Consider the following 19,853-nt stretch of genomic DNA (forward strand, 5'->3'; position numbering starts at 1 on the left):
GGTCCTCGCGCCCGTGCATCCACGGCCCCATGGGCCTGAAGCGCCAACCGCTTTGTATCGTTCATGGAGGTGTCCATGTTGATCCGCTGGTTGCTGGCCGCTGTCCATCTGCTGGGTTATGGCTTCGCGCTCGCCGCGATCATCGGGCGCACGCGCGGGCTGCGTCGGCTGTCCGGTCCGGCTGGTCTGCAACGCGTCTTCGTCGCGGACAATGTCTGGGGCATCACGGCCGTCGTGCTGATCGTCACGGGATTGATGCGCGTGTTCGGTGGCTTTGAGAAGGGCGCGGACTACTATCTGCACGAGCCACTCTTTCACGTGAAGATGGCGGCACTCGTGCTGATCCTCGTTCTTGAGATCGCGCCGATGATGACCTTGATCCGCTGGCGTCTCGCCGTCAGAAGCGGCGAGACGCCGGATCTCTCCCGCGCCCGCCGATTTGCCCGAACGGGGCACTGGCAATCCATTCTGCTGGTCGTGATGGTATTTGCCGCGTCGGGCATGGCGCGCGGCATTGGCGCGTAGTCGTCGACGGATGGCTTTCAGTGCGGGCTAATGCGGCACCACTGCCACGCGAGCACGCCCTTGCCGATCGCGGCTTCCTATGGCGTACAGGAGGCGGCGTCGAAGTCGAAGCCGGCGCGCTCGCATCGACGAAGCGAACCCGCGTTGTGCTGGAACCTGACGGTTCATTGGTTGAGGGCCATCCGCTGCATGGCGAAATCCGAAGGCGCGGCGCGTGTGAAAATCGGCGGGAGGACCTGCACGTTTAGTCGGCAGTAGGTCACGCTGTGCGCTGCGTTTATCGTGGTGGTAACGAAGTAAGAGCCGCACCCGGGTAGTCCGGATCGAGACGAACTCAACCAGCCGAACACAGATCCGAGGGGACGCGTGCGGGACGAAACGGGCAACAGAGTGAAGCGCAGAAAATGAAAAAGGGCTTAGGTCGTTAAACCTAAGCCCTCGATTCTTCGGTGTTCGTCTTTACCAACACCAGAAATTCTGGTGGGTAGTACTGGGATCGAACCAGTGACCCCTGCCGTGTGAAGGCAGTGCTCTACCGCTGAGCTAACCACCCGAAGAGCTGTGCATTATGTCAGCTCTTTCAGACTTCGACAAGTACTTTTTAAGCGATTTGCGCATCCGCTGTCGCGGAGACATCTTCGGCAGCCGGTTGGGTGCGCCACACGCTCGTTCCCTTCACCGATTTGTCGAGACCATCGAGCAGTGCTTCGTGTTCGGCCAGTTCGTCGTCCGTCGCCGTCAGCACGACGAGTTCGAGCGTGTCGAGCTTCACGCGCTTCGCGCCGCCTGCATGGCCCGCTGCCGCCTCGCCGATCATGTCGATCACGAGGCTTTCCTGGCCGCGCGTCATCGCGAGGTACACCTCGGCGAGCAGTTCCGAGTCGAGTAGTGCGCCGTGCAGCGTGCGGTGCGCGTTGCTGATGCCGAAGCGGTCACACAGCGCGTCGAGCGAATTGCGCTTGCCCGGGAACATCGACTTTGCGCGCACAAGCGTGTCGATCACTTCGCCGCAATGTTCAGTGAACGGCGGCAACCCCAGCAGCGAGAACTCGGCGTTGAGAAAGCCAATGTCGAAGGGCGCGTTGTGGATGATGAGCTCCGCGTCCGTTACGAAATCGCGCAGCGCGTCAGCGATCTCCGCGAACTTGGGCTTGTCGCGCAGGAATTCCGTCGTCAGTCCGTGTACGGCCAGCGCGCCCGGATCGCTGTCGCGCTCGGGATTGACGTAGAAGTGCAGGTTGTTGCCCGTCAGCCGACGGTTCACCAGCTCGACGCAGCCGATTTCGATGATCCGGTCGCCGCTCTTCGCATTCAGTCCTGTCGTTTCCGTATCGAGGATGATTTGACGCATGTCGGTGTTGCCTGTCTGTGTTGATGCGTGAAAAGAATGGAGCGTTCTTAAACGCGCTGGTGAAGATTAAAGCTGCGTCAGTGAGGCCACGCCGCGATTGGCGAGCGCGTCGGCGCGTTCGTTCTCCGGATGCCCCGCATGCCCCTTGACCCAGCGCCACTCGAGTTCATGCTGCTGCGTGAGCGCATCGAGCCGCTTCCAGAGGTCCGAGTTTTTCACGGGCGCCTTGGCGGCCGTCACCCAGCCTTTCTTCTTCCAGCCGTGAATCCATTCGCTGATGCCTTTCTGCACGTACTGCGAGTCCGTGTGGACGATCGCCTTGCACGGGCGTTTCAACGCTTCGAGCGCGGCGATCACGGCCATCAGTTCCATGCGGTTGTTGGTCGTGTTCGCTTCGCCGCCGAACAGTTCTTTCTCCTGCGCGCCGTAGCGCAACAGCGCGCCCCAGCCTCCGGGTCCGGGATTGCCCTTGCAGGCGCCGTCGGTGAAGATTTCGATCAGATCAGAACTCATTTTGCCTTGTTGCGGGTGTTGGGCGTGGCAGCGGGCGCGAGGCCGGCGGCGAGCACGGGCTTCTTGACTTTCAGCGGACCGACGAGGCGCATGCCGCGCACGCGCTTGATCGCCGTGACCATGTAGACGGCGCCGAAAATCGGCCACCAGCGGTCGCCGGCGGCTTCCATGAATTCATAGCGCGACAGCCACTTTTCGCCGACGAGGGGCGGACGATAGCAGCCGAAGCGTCCGCGTTCAAGGTCGAAACCGAGCAGCTTGATCCAGTCCTTGAGGCGCGTGAACGCGATCAGATCATGCGCCGCGGGCACGAACGGCCGCCCCGTGACCTTGCCGACCGATTGCCGCGCGCCCCACAGCGACAGCGAATTGAAGCCGAGGATGATCAACTGCCCTTCGGGCATCAGCACGCGTTCGGCTTCGCGTAGCAGGCGGTGCGGATCGCGTGTGAACTCCAGCGTGTGCGGCATCACGATCAGATCGACGCTTTGCGCCTCGAACGGAAGATCGAGCAGGTCGCACCAGACGGCGCTGCGTCCGGACGGCGCGTGTCGCTCGGGCAGCCCTCCCGCGACGCCGCGCGGAAACGTGTACGGCGCGCTCGCGCCGCTCTCGGCGTCGAGCACGAGGCCGCGGCAGGGCATGCGGTTCTCACGGAGTGCGTCGAGTTGCGGTAGACCCAGTTGCAGCGCGTGGTAGCCGAATACGTCGGACACGACGCGGTCGAGCTGCGCCTGCTCCCACTCCAGCACATAGTGTCCGGGAGGGGATGTGGTCCAGGCAGGCCAGTCTATAATCGATCGGTCAGACATGTTGAAGAATGCGTCGCCTATGAATTCGCTCGAGTACGTACCTGTCCCGGCGTTTGATGACAATTACATCTGGGTCGTGTCGGACGGCCATCACGCCGTCGTCGTCGATCCGGGCGACGCCGCCCCGGTGAAGGCTTATCTGGCAAAACGGGGATGGCGGCTGAGCGCTATTTTACTCACGCACCATCATGCCGACCACGTCGGCGGAGTGGCCGATCTGCTGGATGGCCAGGTTGTGCCCGTCTACGGGCCCGCCGGAGAAGCGATTCCGTACCTGACGGAGCGCCTCAAACAGGGCGATGAGGTGCGCATCGTGGCGCCCGCGCTCAATTTCACTATTCTCGATGTGCCCGGTCACACGAGCGGCCATATCGCGTATTTCCAGGCAGCCGATTCGCGCGGCACGCCGCACGTGTTCTGCGGCGACACACTGTTCGCCTGCGGTTGCGGCCGGCTGTTCGAAGGAACGCCCGCGCAGATGCTGAATTCGCTCGATGCGCTCGCCGGCTTGCCCGGTGAAACGGAAGTGCATTGCGCGCACGAATACACCCTGTCGAACATCCGCTTCGCGCTCGCGTGCGAGCCGGACAATGCAAAGCTACAAGCCTGGCGCGACGAAGCGACGGATTTGCGCGCGCGCCAAGTGCCGACGCTACCCACGACGATCGCCCACGAGCGCGCCGTCAACCCGTTCTTGCGCGCGGGCGAGCGGTCTGTTCAAGCGACGCTCGCCGAGCAGTTGCATGAATCGGTGCCGGATCGGTTGGCCGCTTTCACGTTGATGCGGGAATGGAAGAACAGGTTCCGCTGACCAGGTAAACTATGGGGGCATGCTCATCCCAATCGTAGAAACAAACGCCAAGCCTCAGATTTGGCTACGTTTTTCACATTATTCTGATTGACGGAAAGGGCGGTCTTTCGTACTATCGGCTGCAAATTCCAGCCCCTTTGGAAGCCGAGACGTTCATGCGATTTATCTTTAGCGCGTTGTTGGTCCTGACGCTCGCCGCCTGCGCGAGTCAAGGACCAGCAACGAACAGCCTTTCCACTGCTTCCGATCCCGCTAGCCAGCAAGCCGTAGCCGACGCCCTTCGCAAGACTGCCACCGCCAAAGAAACGATCAACGTCGACCAGGGTTCCGTCGACCAGTTGACGAGTGCGGACAGCGATCTCTGGGGCCGTATCCGCCGTGGTTTTCAGATGCCCGACCTGCAGACCGACCTCGTCGACATGCAGGTCAACTGGTATGCGCAACGCCCGGACTACGTCCAGCGCATGACCGAACGATCGCAGAAGTACCTGTATCACATCGTCGAAGAACTTGAAGCGCGCCATATGCCGACCGAGCTGGCGCTCCTGCCGTTCATCGAATCCGCGTATAACCCGCAGGCGTTGTCGGTCGCGAAGGCGGCGGGCATGTGGCAGTTCGTGCCTGGCACGGGCCGCACGTACAACCTCAAGCAGAACATGTGGCAGGACGAGCGCCGCGACGTACTCGCGTCGACCAGCGCCGCGCTCGACTACCTGTCGCGTCTGCACGATATGTTCGGCGACTGGTATCTGGCGCTCGCCGCGTATAACTGGGGTGAGGGCAACGTGCAGCGCGCGATCGCGCGTAATGAGGCGGCCGGTCTGCCGACGGACTATCAGAGCCTGCGCATGCCGATGGAAACGCGCAATTACGTGCCGAAGCTGCAGGCCGTCAAGAACATCGTGATGAACCCGCAGGTCTACGGGCTCACGCTGCCGTCCATTCCCAATCACCCGTACTTCGTAACGGTCACGACTTCGCACGATATCGACGTCGACACCGCGGCGAAGCTCGCGAACATGACACCGGACGAATTCCGTTCGCTGAATCCGTCGTTCAAGAAGCCGGTGATTCTGGGCGCGACGCAGCCGCAAATCCTGCTGCCGTTCGACAACGCCAGCGCATTCGAGCGCAATCTGAAGTCGTACACGGGTTCGCTGTCGTCGTGGACGACCTATACGGTCACCGAGCGCTCGCGTCCGGCCGCGATTGCCGAAAAGATCGGCGTCGATCCCGACACGCTGATGGCCGTCAACAAGATTCCCGCCGGCATGCGCCTGAAGCCGGGCTCGACGATCGTCGTGCCGCGCGCCGATGACGACGACGAAGACATCAGCGCCGACGTCGCCGAAAGCGCCGTGCTCGCGATCGAGCCGGACGTTCCCGACACACGGAAGATGCTGATCCGCGTGCGCCGCAAGCAGTCGATGGCGATGATCGCCGACCGTTACGACGTGTCGATCGGTCAGTTGAAGGCTTGGAACCGCACGAAGCGCGATCTCGTGATGCCCGGCCAGGTCGTCGTGCTGCACGTTCCTGTCGGCAAGGCGATGCCGAGCGAACCGGGTCCGCAGAAACTGGCGACGGTGCCCGTCGGCGGCGGTGTCGAGAAGGCCAGCGCCCAGGTCGCAGACACGCGGTCGGAATCGCGCTACGATAAGAAACGAGGCCGCGGCCAGACTGGCGTGGTGAAGGTGTCGGAGCCGGTTGCCAAGCCCGCCGCAGCAAAAGGCAAGGTGACGAAGGTTTCGACGGAAGCGGCCGGCAAGGCGTCGAAGGCTGATACCACTAGCCGCCATAAGGTCTCGGCCAACGCGAAGAAGGGCAAGTAAACAACAGCGGCCTTCTCGAGGATGACCGAACATGCGCTGCGGGGGCAGCGTATGAAGTGCGCTCCGATCTCTCCTCGTTTTCCTTGACGCCGTCACCTGAGGTGACGGCGTTTTTCATTTCGACCGGCGTTTCCCTACGGGAGCCCGTACGCGATGCGCGGTCTTGCACCACGATGGACACGATTGGGCTATCGTTCACCCTCGGGCCCGCCGGGCCAACTCGCTGACGCCTCATGTTCTCGACGCCGCTTCGTGTATTTCTCCTGTTCTCCGCCGGTTACTTCGTCTCGTACGTGTTTCGTGGCGTGAATCTCGGTTTTGCACCGCTGATCACGCACGAGCTCGGCTTGACGGCCGCCGATCTAGGTCTGCTGACTAGCCTTTACTTTCTCGGCTTCGCAGGCGCGCAACTGCCTGCCGGTGTATTGCTCGATCACTATGGCGCGCGTCGTGTGACGGCGGGGATGCTACTGTTCGCCGCCGCAGGCATTGGCGTATTCGGCACGGCGCACGGCGTCGGGACAATGATGATCGGGCGGCTGCTGATTGGCGTCGGCGTGTCGGTGTGCCTCGGGGGCGCGTTCAAGGCGCTGGCGCAGCATTTCCCGGCGGCGCGTCTGCCGCTGATCAACGGGCTCGTGATGGCCGTCGGTGGTCTGGGTGGCGTCGTGGTCGGTTCGCCGCTGACGTGGCTGCTGACCTTTGCAAGCTGGCGCACCGTCTGTTTCGGGCTCGTCATTCTCACGATCATCGTTGCGGCGATGCTATGGGCGTTCGCGCCCGAAACCAAGGAGACGCACCATCAGGCCAGCCTCGTCAGCCAGTTCAAGGGCACGTGGCATATCCTGCGCAGCGCAGCGTTCTGGAAGATCGCGTCGTTCTCGGTCGTCACGCAAGGCGTGTTCTACGCAATGCAGTCGCTGTGGGTGGGCGCCTGGTTGCGCGACGTGTCGGGTTTCCAGTCGCATGAAGCGGCTGCGTTCGTGTCGGTGCTCGGTTTCGCGATGATGGCCGGCTGCGTCGGCTTCGGCGCGGCGGCGCGCAGCATGGAGCGGCGCGGGTTGTCGCTGTATGCGTTTTGCGGCGTCGGCATGGTGCTTTTCGTCATCACGCAACTGCTGATCATGTTGCGTGCGCCGCTGCCCGCGGGATTGCTGTGGGCGGCTTATGGGATTTTCGGCGGCGTCGGCATTCTGAGTTATGCGGTGCTCGCGCGCCATTTCCCGCCGCATCTGATCGGACGCGCGAATACGACGCTGACGCTGATCATTTTTCTGCTGATCTTCGGCTTCCAGATCGGCGTCGGCGCGGTGCTGTCGCGGTGGACGCCCGTTGACGGACACTATCCGCCCGCCGCGCATCTGACTGCGTGGGGCATTCTCGTTGCGCTGCAACTGGCGAGCGCCATCTGGTACGTGCTGCCGAGCCGTGTGCTGGCCAAGAGTCCGGCGCGCGTGCATGCCGAACATCAGCCGTAAGCTGCCGGGCATATCCTGATACACGGTGAAGGGCCCGCCAGGCGGACTGTGCGGCAAGCTGATTGCACCCCGAGCGCCTGACGGCGCCAGGTTTGCCGCGCTATCGCCCATCTCGGATTTGAAGAGAAGGGTCATTTCAGGCTATAATTTCAAGGTTTGAGCTTATCAACCCGCACCCTAGCGCCTACCTCTCCCATACCGTTCATCCGCCGCGTTTCGTTGTAGTCCCGGTTGTTTTTCATGAGTGAAACTTCCCGGCTACTGTCGCCAGCGGCCCGCAACCAGCCAGTTCGCCTACACAATGGGCCGACTGCGAGCTCCGCGGCGCCCGATGCGACCCTCCGCGAACAGCGACAACGCGAGCGAGCCTGCGCGCGCATCGAATGATGCGCCTCGCCGCGGCCCGCACGGTCGGATAGACAGGTCGGCAACAGGGTGCTCCCCAAGGAGTCTCCCGTGTTGCCGTCATTTTCTCCCGCTCTGCTCGCGCTCGCCGACGGCACGGTCTTTCGTGGTTACTCGATCGGTGCGCCCGGTCATACGATCGGTGAAGTCGTCTTCAATACGGCCATCACCGGCTATCAGGAAATCCTGACCGACCCCAGCTACGCGCGCCAGATCGTCACGCTGACGTATCCGCACATCGGCAATGTTGGTGTGAATGCCGAAGATGTCGAAGCCACGAAAGTCCATGCCGCCGGCCTGATCATCCGTGATCTGCCTGTTCTCGCGTCGAACTTCCGCATGGAGCGCACGCTCCCGGATTACCTGAAAGCGGAAGGCGTCGTCGCGATCGCCGGTATCGACACCCGCAAGCTCACGCGCGTGCTGCGCGACAAGGGCGCGCAAAACGGCGCGATTCTCGCAGGCTCGGATGACGAGGCGAAGGCAATCGAACTCGCGCGCTCGTTCCCCGGTCTCGCTGGCATGGACCTCGCGAAAGTCGTATCGACGCAAAAGCCGTATGAATGGAAGCAGACGGAATGGCGTCTGGGCAGCGGCTACGGCATGCAGAACACGCCGCGCTACCGCGTCGTCGCGTTCGACTTCGGCGTGAAGTACAACATTCTGCGCATGCTCGCGGAACGCGGTTGCCAGGTCACGGTGCTGCCGGCGCAAGCGACGGCTGCTGACGCGCTCGCGCTGAACCCGGACGGCATCTTCCTGTCGAACGGCCCCGGCGACCCGGAACCGTGCGACTACGCAATCGCTGCGACGCGCGAATTCATCGAGCGCGGCATTCCGACGTTCGGCATCTGCCTTGGCCATCAGATCATGGGTCTCGCCGTGGGCGCGAAGACGATGAAGATGAAGACGGGCCACCACGGCGCGAATCATCCCGTGAAGGACCTCGGCGACGGCCGCGTCGTGATCACGTCGCAGAACCACGGCTTCGCGGTCGACGCCGACACGCTGCCCGCCAATGCAAAGGTGACGCACGTCTCGTTGTTCGACGGCACGCTGCAAGGCTTCGCGCTGACGGACAAGCCGGCATTCTGCTTCCAGGGCCACCCGGAAGCATCGCCCGGTCCGAATGACATCGCCTATCTGTTCGACCGCTTCACCGCGTTGATGGACGAGGCGAAGGGCAACAAGTCGGCAGCGGCGTAAGCAGGCGCTCGTAAAAGCAGCGACGGAAGAAAGCGCGCCCCGCGACGCCGTTCGGCTGGCCCATTTGGGTACAGCCTTCGCGGTCGATCCGAGCGGCACACCGCCGGCGCGCCAACAGTAAGAACTCAGGAATACATTAGCGAGAGCGTTATGCCCAAGCGGACAGACATTAAAAGCATCCTCATTATCGGCGCGGGTCCGATCATCATCGGCCAGGCGTGCGAGTTCGACTACTCGGGCGCGCAGGCGTGCAAGGCGCTGCGTGAGGAAGGCTACAAGGTCATTCTCGTCAACAGCAATCCGGCGACGATCATGACCGACCCGAATACGGCCGACGTCACTTACATCGAGCCGATCACGTGGGAAGTGGTGGAGCGCATCATCGCGAAGGAGCGCCCGGACGCGATCCTGCCGACGATGGGCGGCCAGACCGCGCTGAACTGCGCGCTCGATCTGCATCACCACGGCGTGCTGGAAAAGTACAAGGTCGAACTGATCGGCGCGTCGCCGGAAGCGATCGACAAGGCTGAAGACCGTCAGAAGTTCAAGGACGCGATGACGAAGATCGGCCTTGGCTCGGCGAAGTCGGGCATCGCGCATTCGATGGAAGAAGCGTTGCAGGTGCAAGCGGAAATCGCGGCGTTCACGGGCGGCGGCGGCTACCCCATCGTGATCCGTCCGTCGTTCACGCTCGGCGGCTCGGGCGGCGGCATCGCGTATAACCGCGAAGAATTCGAAGAAATCTGCAAGCGCGGTCTCGATCTGTCGCCGACGCGCGAACTGCTGATCGAAGAATCGCTGCTCGGCTGGAAAGAGTACGAGATGGAAGTGGTCCGCGATAAGAAGGACAACTGCATCATCGTCTGCTCGATCGAAAACCTCGACCCGATGGGCATCCACACAGGCGACTCGATCACCGTCGCGCCGGCGCAGACGCTCACCGACAAGGAATACCAGATCCTGCGTAACGCATCGCTCGCGGTGCTGCGCGAGATCGGCGTCGATACGGGCGGCTCGAACGTGCAGTTCTCGATCAATCCCGTCGATGGCCGGATGATCGTGATCGAAATGAACCCGCGCGTGTCGCGTTCGTCTGCTTTGGCCTCGAAGGCAACGGGCTTCCCGATCGCGAAGGTCGCGGCGAAGCTCGCCGTCGGCTACACGCTGGACGAACTGAAGAACGAAATCACGGGCGGTCAGACGCCGGCTTCGTTCGAACCGACCATCGATTACGTCGTCACCAAGATTCCGCGTTTCGCGTTCGAAAAATTCCGTGAAGCCGATCCGCGTCTGACCACGCAGATGAAGTCGGTCGGCGAAGTGATGGCGATCGGCCGCACCTTCCAGGAATCGTTCCAGAAGGCGCTGCGCGGTCTGGAAGTTGGCGTCGACGGTCTGGATGAAAAGACCACGAGCCGCGACGAAGTGATCCGCGAGATCGGTGAAGCCGGCCCGGACCGCATCTGGTATGTCGGCGACGCGTTCCGCCTCGGCCTGACGCAACAGGAAATCTTCGAGGAAACGGCGATCGACCCGTGGTTCCTCGCGCAGATCGAAGAGATCGTTCGCAAGGAAAAGGCGCTCGAAGGCCGCACGCTCGCGAGCCTCACGAAGGAAGAGCTGATTTATCTGAAGCAGAGCGGCTTCTCAGATCGCCGCCTCGCGAAGCTGCTCGGCGCGACGGGCGCCGACGTGCGCAAGCGCCGGATCGAACTGAACGTGCGCCCCGTGTACAAGCGCGTCGACACCTGCGCGGCCGAGTTCGCGACGAAGACGGCGTACATGTACTCGACGTACGAAGAAGAGTGCGAAGCGAACCCGACGAACAACAAGAAGATCATGGTGCTGGGCGGCGGACCGAACCGGATCGGCCAGGGCATCGAGTTCGACTACTGCTGCGTGCATGCCGCGCTCGCCATGCGCGAAGACGGCTACGAAACGATCATGGTCAACTGCAACCCTGAAACCGTTTCGACCGACTACGACACGTCGGACCGTCTGTACTTCGAGCCGCTGACGCTCGAAGATGTGCTCGAAATCGTCGACAAGGAAAAGCCGCTCGGCGTGATCGTCCAGTACGGCGGCCAGACGCCGTTGAAGCTCGCGCTCGATCTCGAAGCGAATGGGGTGCCCATCGTCGGCACGTCGCCGGACATGATCGATGCCGCGGAAGACCGCGAGCGTTTCCAGAAGCTGCTGCAAGACCTCGGCCTGCGTCAGCCGCCGAACCGCACCGCGCGCGCGGAAGACGAAGCGCTCAAGCTTGCCGACGAAATCGGTTATCCGCTTGTCGTGCGTCCGTCGTACGTGCTCGGCGGCCGTGCGATGGAAATCGTCCACGAGCCGCGCGACCTCGAGCGCTATATGCGCGAGGCCGTGAAGGTGTCGAACGATTCGCCCGTGTTGCTGGACCGCTTCCTGAACGACGCGATCGAATGCGATGTGGATTGCATCTCGGACGGCGACACGGTGTTCATCGGCGGCGTGATGGAGCACATCGAACAGGCGGGCGTCCACTCGGGCGATTCGGCTTGCTCGCTGCCGCCGTACTCGCTGTCGAAGGAAACCGTCGCTGAGCTCAAGCGCCAGACGGGCGCGATGGCGAAGGCGCTGAACGTGGTCGGCCTGATGAACGTGCAGTTCGCGATCCAGCAGGTGCCGCAGGCGGACGGTTCAAAGCTGGACGTCATCTACGTGCTCGAAGTGAACCCGCGCGCTTCGCGCACGGTGCCCTACGTGTCGAAGGCGACCAGCTTGCCGCTCGCGAAGATCGCGGCGCGCGCGATGGTTGGCCAGAAGCTCGCGCAGCAGGGCGTGACGAAGGAAGTCATCCCGCCGTACTTCAGCGTGAAGGAAGCGGTGTTCCCGTTCGTCAAGTTCCCGGCTGTCGACCCGGTGCTCGGACCCGAAATGCGTTCGACGGGCGAAGTGATGGGCGTTGGCCAGACCTTCGGCGAGGCGCTCTTCAAGTCGCAGCTCGCAGCGGGTTCGCGTCTGCCGGAATCGGGCACGGTGCTCCTGACCGTGATGGACGCCGACAAGCCGAAGGCCGTCGAAGTCGCGCGTATGCTGCATGAGCTGGGCTATCCGCTCGTCGCGACGAAGGGCACGGCGGCGGCGATCGAAGCGGCGGGCGTGCCCGTGCGCGTCGTCAACAAGGTGAAGGACGGCCGCCCGCACATCGTCGACATGATCAAGAACGGCGAGATCGCACTCGTCTTCACGACCGTCGACGAAACGCGCGCAGCCATCGCCGATTCGCGTTCGATCCGCATGAGCGCGCAGGCGAACAAGGTCACGTACTACACGACGATGTCGGGCGCGCGTGCCGCCGTTGAAGGCCTGCGTTATCTGAAGGACCTGGAAGTCTATGATTTACAAGGCCTCCATGCTCGCCTAAACTAAGGCTTCAGTTTCCTGTCCAAGTCGTAAGTGCCGCGGTTAAGCGGCGTCCCTAAGGTGTCAGATCGGGCTTTGTGCCACGTTTGCGCACCGTAGCGGGATGCACTTAACCGCGGTGATTTTTTTTGTGGCTGTCTTTTGCCAAAGAGTTGTTTATGAGCACTATTCCATTGACGAAGCGCGGCGCAGACCAACTGCGCGACGAATTGCAGCGCCTGAAATCGGTTGAGCGTCCGTCTGTCATCAATTCGATCTCGGAAGCGCGCGCCCAGGGCGATCTGTCGGAAAACGCCGAGTACGACGCTGCGAAAGAGAAGCAGGGCTTTATCGAAGGCCGCATCGCTGAAATCGAATCGAAGCTGGCGGGCGCGCAAATCATCGATCCGTCCGCACTCGACGCAGAAGGCCGCGTTGTGTTCGCCGCGACGGTCGATCTGGAAGATCTGGATTCGGGTGCTTCGGTTACCTATCAAATCGTCGGCGATGACGAAGCCGATCTCGAGCACGGCCTGATTTCCGTCAGCTCGCCGATCGCGCGCGCGCTGATCGGCAAGACGGAAGGCGATGTCGCGTCGGTGCAGGCGCCGGGCGGCGTGCGCGAGTACGAAATCATCGCGGTCCGTTACATCTGAGGCGGCTGCCGTGTCTTCGATGCCGCATCGCCTGTTCCGCCTGTTGACGGTCGTTTGGATCGGCAGCTTGCTGACCATTGGCTACGCCGTGGCGCCCGTGCTGTTCACGTCGCTCGACCGGGTGACGGCGGGCGCGGTCGCGGCGCAACTGTTTCGCATCGAAGGCGTGATCGGCGTGGTGTGCGGCGTGCTGCTGCTTGCGCTGTGCAACTTGCTGGTCCGCCGTGGCGGCGATGAGTATCGGCGTCTGCGCTGGCTGATTGCCGGCATGCTGGTGTGCGTGCTGGTGGGCTACTTTGCGCTGCAACCGTTCATGAATGCGCTGCGCATCGCCGCGCAGGAAGCGGGCACGGATGTCGGCCACTCCGTTTATGCAAGCCGCTTTGGCATGCTGCACGGCGTGTCGAGCGTGTTCTATCTGATCGAAAGCCTGTTGGGCATCGTGCTCGTGTGGAAGCTGCCGGCGGGAACGGGCATCGCCGTGGAGCGGGGCGCGGGACGCGTCGCTGGCCGGACGGCGGGATAGCGTATCGACACTGATCGCGTCCGCGCGGGCGAGTAGCTTGGCTCGACAGCACTCAAGTACGCGACGGATCGCCGCACGAGGCGCGGCGCCCGGTAAATTCTCTTCGGTCGGCGCGGCCCAGTCCAAATGGCCCAGTCCAAATATCAAACCGGTTTTCCGCGCCACGCCCGTTTTACTTCGACGTCTGATGCATGCGCTTTGCGCTGGTCTGGCGTTTCTTTGCTTTCTTGATGTTGCCGCCCGCGGTGACGCGCTCGTTGCCGCGCACCACCAGTTTCTGCGCTTTTGGCTTGCGCATCGGATTTTCGGACGGCTTGACGACCTTCACGACGCGAGGCGCGCGTCCCTTGCCCGCCGGTGCATCGCCGAGGGCCTCACGGACGCTCGGCAGCGCGCCGCGCTTCGCTTTCGTGGCGGCGGGAGCGCGCTCGGTGGCCACCTTTTCCGGCTTCCAGATCACGAGCAGCTTGCCGATATGCTGGATCGGCGCCGCACTCAGGCGATCGCAGATTTCGTCGTAGATGGCGATGCGCTCTTCGCGCTCGTCGCCGAACACGCGGATCTTGATCAGCTGGTGCGCTTTCAGATGGACCTTGATTTCAGCCAGCACGGCATCGGTCAGCCCTTCGGCGCCGACGATCACGACCGGCTTGAGCACGTGAGCCTGGGAGCGCAATTCGGCGCGTTGTTCGGAAGAAACTTTGAGGGCTGGCATGAGAAGTAGAGGACTCGACTAAAATGGCGGCGCCCGCGAGCAGGGACCGGTGGTCCGGCAAACCGGCAATCCGGCGGAACAGCAGGCGGTGCGCGAAAAATCAGGAAACTGCGGTTAGGAAACTGCGGGCGATGAGTCCGGCATCAACGACGGCGCCAGGTGCGATGGCAGCGGCGACGCGGACTACAAGCAGAATCACGAGCGCGGAAGGCGGTCTTTGGCTGCAGCCGCGCGAATTAAACGCGTATTATCCGCTAAAAGCGCGGTATTACGTAGCAAGAGTTCAACGTTTAATGGCAAAAAACAAGTTCAACACGTCGTGGCTGCACGACCACATCAACGATCCGTACGTGAAAATGGCACAGCGGGAGGGCTATCGCGCCCGCGCGGCCTACAAGCTGAAGGAAATCGATGAGCAGGACAAGCTGATCCGCCCGGGTCAGGTGATCGTCGATCTGGGCGCCGCGCCCGGCAGCTGGAGTCAGTACGTACGCAACAAGCTCGCGCAGGGCAAGCACCGCGACGCACAGCGGGACGGCGGGATCGACGGCACAATCATCGCGCTCGACCTGCTGCCAATGGAGCCGATCGCCGACGTTCATTTCATTCAGGGCGACTTCCGCGAGGACAGTGTTCTCGAACAACTGGAAGAAGTGGTCGGAGAGCGCGATGTCGATCTTGTAATTTCGGATATGGCGCCCAACCTGTCGGGAGTGGGGGTGGCGGATGCCGCGCGAATTGAGCATGTGTGCGATCTCGCGCTGGAGTTTTCGCAAAACCACCTCAAATCTGATGGTGCCCTTTTAGTCAAATGCTTTCACGGTAGTGGTTACAGCCAGATTGTTGAGAAGTTCAAGCATCAGTTTAAGACGGTGGCCGCTCGCAAACCGAAGGCGTCCCGGGACAAATCCTCCGAGACGTTTATTCTGGGAAGGCATCTGAAGCGACCCCGTTAAAAACGGGTGCAGTGATATGTAAGCCCGCATTTCCGGCACGCCGGAAAATAAGAGCGCTGAGGTTGCGCGGTACGCTATTTATGCGGTAGCGAATGCTTATGGCAGGGGTCTTCGGACTGGATTAGAATGCCTGAGTGGTGCCGCAAGGCAAATGTAGGCGCTTGTCTATGAGTGAAGGAGTGGTGCTTTGAACAACAACATGTTTTCGAAAGCAGCAGTGTGGCTGGTGATCGCACTGGTGCTGTTTACGGTGTTCAAGCAGTTCGACAAGCCCCGTGTCCAGGAAGGCGTTTCGTATTCGCAGTTCATGGACGACGCGAAAAGCGGCAAGGTCAAGAGCGTGATCGTTCAGGGGCGCAACCTCACGGTGACGCCGGCCGACGGTCAGAAGTATCAGATCGTGTCGCCGGGCGACATCTGGATGGTCGGCGACCTGATGAAGTATGGCGTGCAGGTCAGCGGCAAGGCGGATGACGAGCCGAACGCGCTGGTGTCCGCGTTGTATTACCTCGGGCCAACCATCCTGATCATCGGGTTCTGGTTCTACATGATGAGACAGATGCAGGGAGGCGGGAAAGGCGGTGCCTTCTCGTTCGGTAAATCCCGTGCGCGTCTGATCGATGAGAACAACAACGCAATCAATTTCTCGGATGTAGCCGGCTGCGACGAGGCGAAGGAAGAAGTGTCCGAACTGGTCGACTTCCTGCGCGATCCGCAGAAGTTCCAGAAGCTGGGCGGCCGCATTCCACGCGGTGTGCTGCTGGTTGGTCCGCCAGGAACCGGTAAGACGCTGCTCGCGCGCGCTATCGCTGGTGAGGCGAAGGTGCCGTTCTTCAGCATCTCGGGTTCGGACTTTGTCGAAATGTTCGTCGGCGTTGGTGCGGCTCGTGTGCGTGACATGTTCGAGCAGGCGAAGAAGCATGCACCTTGCATCGTGTTCATCGACGAAATCGACGCGGTCGGACGTCATCGCGGTGCCGGCATGGGCGGCGGTAACGACGAGCGCGAACAGACGCTGAACCAGATGCTCGTCGAGATGGACGGCTTCGAAGCGAACTCGGGCGTGATCGTGATCGCCGCGACGAACCGTTCGGACGTGCTCGACAAGGCGCTGCTGCGTCCGGGCCGTTTCGACCGTCAGGTGTATGTCGGTCTGCCGGATATCCGTGGCCGCGAGCACATCATGAAGGTGCATTTGCGCAAGGTTCCGATCTCGAACGACGTCGACGCGGCAGTGATCGCCCGTGGCACGCCGGGCTTCTCGGGCGCCGATCTGGCGAACCTGGTGAACGAAGCGGCGCTGTTCGCCGCGCGTCGCGGCAAGCGCATCGTCGAAATGCAGGACTTCGAGGACGCGAAGGACAAGATCTTCATGGGTCCGGAGCGCAAGTCGGCCGTGATCCGCGAAGACGCGAAGCGCGCGACGGCTTACCACGAGTCCGGCCATGCGGTGATCGCCAAGCTGCTGCCGAAGGCGGACCCGGTGCATAAGGTTACGATCATCCCGCGCGGTCGTGCACTGGGCGTGACGTGGCAGTTGCCGGAGCACGACAACGAGACGTATTCGAAGGATTACCTGCTCGACCGTCTCGCCATCCTGTTTGGCGGGCGCGTGGCGGAAGAGCTGTTCCTGAACCTGATCAGCACGGGTGCATCCGACGACTTCAACAAGGCGACGGCCACTGCGCGTGCGATGGTGGCTCGCTTCGGCATGACGGACGCGTTGGGACCGATGGTCTACGTCGACGACGAGAACGATGCGTCGCCGTTCGGCCGGGGCTTCACGCGCACCATTTCGGAAGCGACGCAGCAGAAGGTCGACGCCGAAATCCGTCGCGTGCTGGACGACCAGTACAACCTCGCGAAGCGCTTGCTCGACGCGAACCGCGACAAGGTCGAGGCGATGACCGCAGCGCTGATGGAGTGGGAAACGATCGACGCCGATCAGATCAACGACATCATGGCTGGCCGTCCGCCGCGCTCGCCGAAGAGCTCGCCGTCGCCTACCGATGCATCGGGCGGCAGCAGCCCGGGCACGGAAGTGAAGCCGGGCAGCGCGACCGCGCCGGCTACCTGATGATCGGTTAAAGGTGTTTTACGGGCCGGTGTGTTTTCACACCGGCCCGTTTTCATTTCTAATGCTGCTCGGATCGCGATACAGACGTTTCGCGGTCGTTCTTAACCCTTCGCCTTCGTAGTACGGTCCTGTCTCGTGTCAAACGCCAATTCCCCGCTTTATCCCATTCCCGAGCCGATGCAATGCGGCCGGTTCACCTTTACGTTTGAACGCCCGCTTGTGATGGGCATCCTGAATGTCACTCCCGATTCGTTTTCCGATGGCGGTCTGTACGCAGAGCCCAGCAAGGCGCGGTTGCAGGCGGAAATGATGCTGGCCGACGGTGCCGACATCATCGACATCGGCGGCGAGTCGACACGGCCCGGTGCGCCGCCCGTACCGCTCGAAGACGAACTGGATCGCGTGATACCCCTCGTCAAGGAACTCAGCGACGCTGGCATTCCCGTATCCGTTGACACGTATAAGCCTGAAGTTATGCGCCATGCGCTGGCGGCCGGCGCTGATCTGATTAATGATATCTGGGGCTTCAGGATGCCCGGCGCGATCGACGCCGTGAAGGACAGCCAGTGCGGTCTGTGCGTGATGCATATGCTCGGCGAGCCGCAGACGATGCAGGTCGGCGAACCCGCCTACGCGGACGTCGTCGCTGAGATTCGCGCCTTCCTCGACGAACGTGTCAATACGATGATGAGCGCAGGTGTTGCAAAAAATCGCATCAGCGTCGACCCAGGATTCGGATTTGGCAAGACGGTCGAGCATAATTACGCGCTGCTCGCTCACCTGTCTCAGACCGCGCCGATTGTCGGCACGCCGCTGCCCATTCTGGCCGGCATGTCGCGCAAGTCGATGCTGGGTGCTGTCGTGGACAGGCCCGCGCGGCAACGCGTAGCGGCGAGTGTCGCGGCGGCCGTGTGCGCGGCTGAACGGGGGGCCGCGATCATCCGCGTGCATGACGTAGAGCAGACGGTGGATGCACTAAAAGTATGGGCGGCGACGCGCGACGCAGCGCGGCGCGCCTGATCACCACGCTTGGGAGGAAAATTCCAATATGGCACGTCGATATTTCGGAACAGATGGGATTCGAGGCAAGGTCGGCGAAGCGCCGATCACGCCTGACTTTGTGCTGCGGCTCGGGTACGCAGCCGGCAAGGTGCTCGCGGGCGCCGACACCTGGGCGAATACGGGCAAGCGGCCAACAGTGTTGATCGGGAAGGACACGCGCGTGTCCGGCTACATGCTCGAAGCGGCGCTGGAGTCGGGCTTCTCGGCGGCGGGCGTCGACGTGATGCTGGCGGGACCGATGCCGACGCCGGGCGTCGCATATCTGACGCGCGCGCTGCGTCTTGCGGCGGGTGTGGTGATCAGCGCGTCGCACAATCCGTACTACGACAACGGCATCAAGTTCTTCTCCGCCGACGGCAACAAGCTGCCGGACGAAGTCGAGTTGCAGATCGAAGAGCAGCTGGACAAGCCGCTCGATTGCGCGCCGTCCGAGCGCCTCGGCAAGGCGCGACGTCTGGACGACGCGGCAGGCCGTTACATCGAGTTTTGCAAGAGCACCTTCCCGCAGGCGTTCGATCTGCGCGGTATGAAGCTGGTCGTCGACTGCGCGCACGGCGCGGCGTACGACGTCGCGCCGCAAGTGTTCCATGAACTCGGTGCGGACGTGATCACGATCGGCGTTTCGCCGAACGGCTTCAACATCAACGACGGCGTCGGCGCGACGGCGCCCGACGCGCTCGTGCGCGCGGTGCGTGCGAACAAGGCGGATCTCGGTATCGCGCTCGACGGCGACGCGGACCGCCTGCAGGTCGTCGACGCGAACGGGCGGCTCTACAACGGCGACGAGCTGCTGTACGTGCTGGTGCAGGACCGGATCGCGACGCAAGGCAAGGTCGAAGGCGCAGTGGGCACGCTGATGACCAACATGGCCGTCGAAGTGGCACTCAAGAAGGCGGGCGTGCAGTTCGTGCGCGCCGCCGTGGGCGACCGGTACGTGCTGGAACAACTGCGCGAGCATGGCTGGGAGCTCGGCGCGGAAGGCTCGGGCCATATCCTGTCGCTGGATCGCCATTCGACGGGCGACGGCATCGTCTCCGCGCTGCTGGTGCTGGCAGCGATGCAGCGCAGCGGCCGTTCGCTCGAGCAACTGCTCGACGGCGTCAATCTGTTCCCGCAGAAGCTGATCAACGTGCGGATGCAGCCGGGCGCGGACTGGAAGGGCAGCGACGCGATCCGTCGCGCGATCAGCGAGGCGGAAGGCGCGCTCGACGGCAGCGGTCGCGTACTGATCCGCGCGTCGGGCACCGAGCCCGTCCTGCGCGTGATGGTCGAGGCCGCGCAAGAAAAGGACGCCGTGCATCATGCGGAAACGATCGCGGCTGTCGTGAAGCAAGCGACGACCTGATCACGCCAGTAGCGTTTCGAAGAGAAGGGCGGCGCTATGCCGCCCTTTTTTTCGCGCAGCCGTCTCATTGAGCGCCTGAGCCCGCAAACGTTCGCAACGGCCCGATTTCGAGCGTAAAACCGCCTATCCGAAGCACATCTGCTTCTGCAGTAGAAACCCTGACATAGCGCCTTTCATGGTCGTAATAGAACTGTCACACGAAGTT

The 19,853-nt window shown here is 62.5% G+C and carries 16 protein-coding genes and 1 tRNA gene; 12 read left to right on the forward strand and 5 right to left on the reverse strand.

Going from position 1 to position 19,853, the window contains the following annotated elements; all coding sequences use genetic code 11:
* Nucleotides 1-75: 75 nt before the first annotated feature.
* Nucleotides 76-525 carry a DUF2214 family protein gene (locus C2L65_RS04590; protein ID WP_042306961.1) on the forward strand — a complete coding sequence of 150 codons (450 nt, stop codon included), beginning with the start codon at nt 76-78 and terminating at the stop codon, nt 523-525.
* A 478-nt stretch (nt 526-1,003) separates the two neighbouring features.
* On the opposite strand, the gene C2L65_RS04595 is transcribed toward C2L65_RS04590, so the two are convergent.
* The 4 genes from C2L65_RS04595 to C2L65_RS04610 all read right to left on the reverse strand — a co-directional run bounded on the left by C2L65_RS04595 (nt 1,004) and on the right by C2L65_RS04610 (nt 3,201).
* A tRNA-Val gene (locus tag C2L65_RS04595) sits at nt 1,004-1,078 on the reverse strand.
* A gap of 48 nt (nt 1,079-1,126) precedes the next feature.
* Nucleotides 1,127-1,876, reverse strand: a complete 750-nt coding sequence (dnaQ, locus tag C2L65_RS04600; RefSeq protein ID WP_007748048.1) for a DNA polymerase III subunit epsilon — start codon at nt 1,874-1,876, stop codon at nt 1,127-1,129.
* 66 nt (nt 1,877-1,942) lie between these two features.
* Entirely contained in the window at nt 1,943-2,389 is a 447-nt protein-coding gene (gene rnhA / locus C2L65_RS04605) for a ribonuclease HI (protein ID WP_007748049.1), read from the reverse strand.
* Nucleotides 2,386-3,201, reverse strand: a complete 816-nt coding sequence (locus C2L65_RS04610) for a class I SAM-dependent methyltransferase (protein ID WP_042306925.1) — start codon at nt 3,199-3,201, stop codon at nt 2,386-2,388. The genes rnhA and C2L65_RS04610 overlap by 4 nt, the downstream gene beginning before the upstream one ends.
* A gap of 19 nt (nt 3,202-3,220) precedes the next feature.
* On the opposite strand from C2L65_RS04610, the gene gloB reads away from it, so the two are divergent.
* From gloB to C2L65_RS04645, 7 genes are all read left to right on the forward strand, one after another.
* A complete protein-coding gene (gene gloB / locus C2L65_RS04615; protein WP_042306963.1) occupies nt 3,221-4,012 on the forward strand; it encodes a hydroxyacylglutathione hydrolase in 792 nt (263 codons plus the stop codon).
* Between the two features lie 155 nt (nt 4,013-4,167).
* Nucleotides 4,168-5,844, forward strand: coding sequence for a transglycosylase SLT domain-containing protein (locus C2L65_RS04620; protein WP_042306964.1), 1,677 nt, complete (start codon nt 4,168-4,170; stop codon nt 5,842-5,844).
* Nucleotides 5,845-6,077: 233 nt separating this feature from the next.
* A complete protein-coding gene (locus C2L65_RS04625; RefSeq protein WP_042306927.1) occupies nt 6,078-7,322 on the forward strand; it encodes an MFS transporter in 1,245 nt (414 codons plus the stop codon).
* Nucleotides 7,323-7,778: 456 nt separating this feature from the next.
* Complete coding sequence (gene carA / locus C2L65_RS04630) at nt 7,779-8,933, forward strand: glutamine-hydrolyzing carbamoyl-phosphate synthase small subunit (protein ID WP_042306929.1); 1,155 nt, start codon at nt 7,779-7,781, stop codon at nt 8,931-8,933.
* Between the two features lie 150 nt (nt 8,934-9,083).
* Nucleotides 9,084-12,338, forward strand: a complete 3,255-nt coding sequence (carB, locus tag C2L65_RS04635) for a carbamoyl-phosphate synthase large subunit (RefSeq protein ID WP_042306931.1) — start codon at nt 9,084-9,086, stop codon at nt 12,336-12,338.
* Nucleotides 12,339-12,490: 152 nt separating this feature from the next.
* A complete protein-coding gene (gene greA, locus C2L65_RS04640; RefSeq protein WP_042306933.1) occupies nt 12,491-12,967 on the forward strand; it encodes a transcription elongation factor GreA in 477 nt (158 codons plus the stop codon).
* Nucleotides 12,968-12,986: 19 nt separating this feature from the next.
* Nucleotides 12,987-13,493, forward strand: coding sequence for a DUF4149 domain-containing protein (locus C2L65_RS04645; protein ID WP_042306966.1), 507 nt, complete (start codon nt 12,987-12,989; stop codon nt 13,491-13,493).
* A 172-nt stretch (nt 13,494-13,665) separates the two neighbouring features.
* Here C2L65_RS04645 and C2L65_RS04650 read toward each other — a convergent pair whose 3' ends face one another.
* The gene (locus tag C2L65_RS04650; protein WP_042306935.1) at nt 13,666-14,208 is read right to left on the reverse strand and encodes a YhbY family RNA-binding protein; all 543 of its coding nucleotides are present in this window, start codon (nt 14,206-14,208) and stop codon (nt 13,666-13,668) included.
* 293 nt (nt 14,209-14,501) lie between these two features.
* On the opposite strand from C2L65_RS04650, the gene C2L65_RS04655 reads away from it, so the two are divergent.
* The 4 genes from C2L65_RS04655 (at nt 14,502) to glmM (ending at nt 19,648) form a co-directional block, all read left to right on the forward strand.
* Complete coding sequence (locus C2L65_RS04655) at nt 14,502-15,164, forward strand: RlmE family RNA methyltransferase (RefSeq protein WP_042306937.1); 663 nt, start codon at nt 14,502-14,504, stop codon at nt 15,162-15,164.
* Nucleotides 15,165-15,351: 187 nt separating this feature from the next.
* Complete coding sequence (ftsH, locus tag C2L65_RS04660; RefSeq protein WP_007748092.1) at nt 15,352-17,241, forward strand: ATP-dependent zinc metalloprotease FtsH; 1,890 nt, start codon at nt 15,352-15,354, stop codon at nt 17,239-17,241.
* A gap of 177 nt (nt 17,242-17,418) precedes the next feature.
* Entirely contained in the window at nt 17,419-18,261 is an 843-nt protein-coding gene (gene folP, locus C2L65_RS04665; RefSeq protein ID WP_042306939.1) for a dihydropteroate synthase, read from the forward strand.
* Nucleotides 18,262-18,289: 28 nt separating this feature from the next.
* Entirely contained in the window at nt 18,290-19,648 is a 1,359-nt protein-coding gene (gene glmM / locus C2L65_RS04670; RefSeq protein ID WP_042306941.1) for a phosphoglucosamine mutase, read from the forward strand.
* The last annotated feature ends 205 nt before the right edge of the window (nt 19,649-19,853 follow it).

This window comes from Paraburkholderia terrae (assembly GCF_002902925.1).
Classification (GTDB): domain Bacteria; phylum Pseudomonadota; class Gammaproteobacteria; order Burkholderiales; family Burkholderiaceae; genus Paraburkholderia; species Paraburkholderia terrae.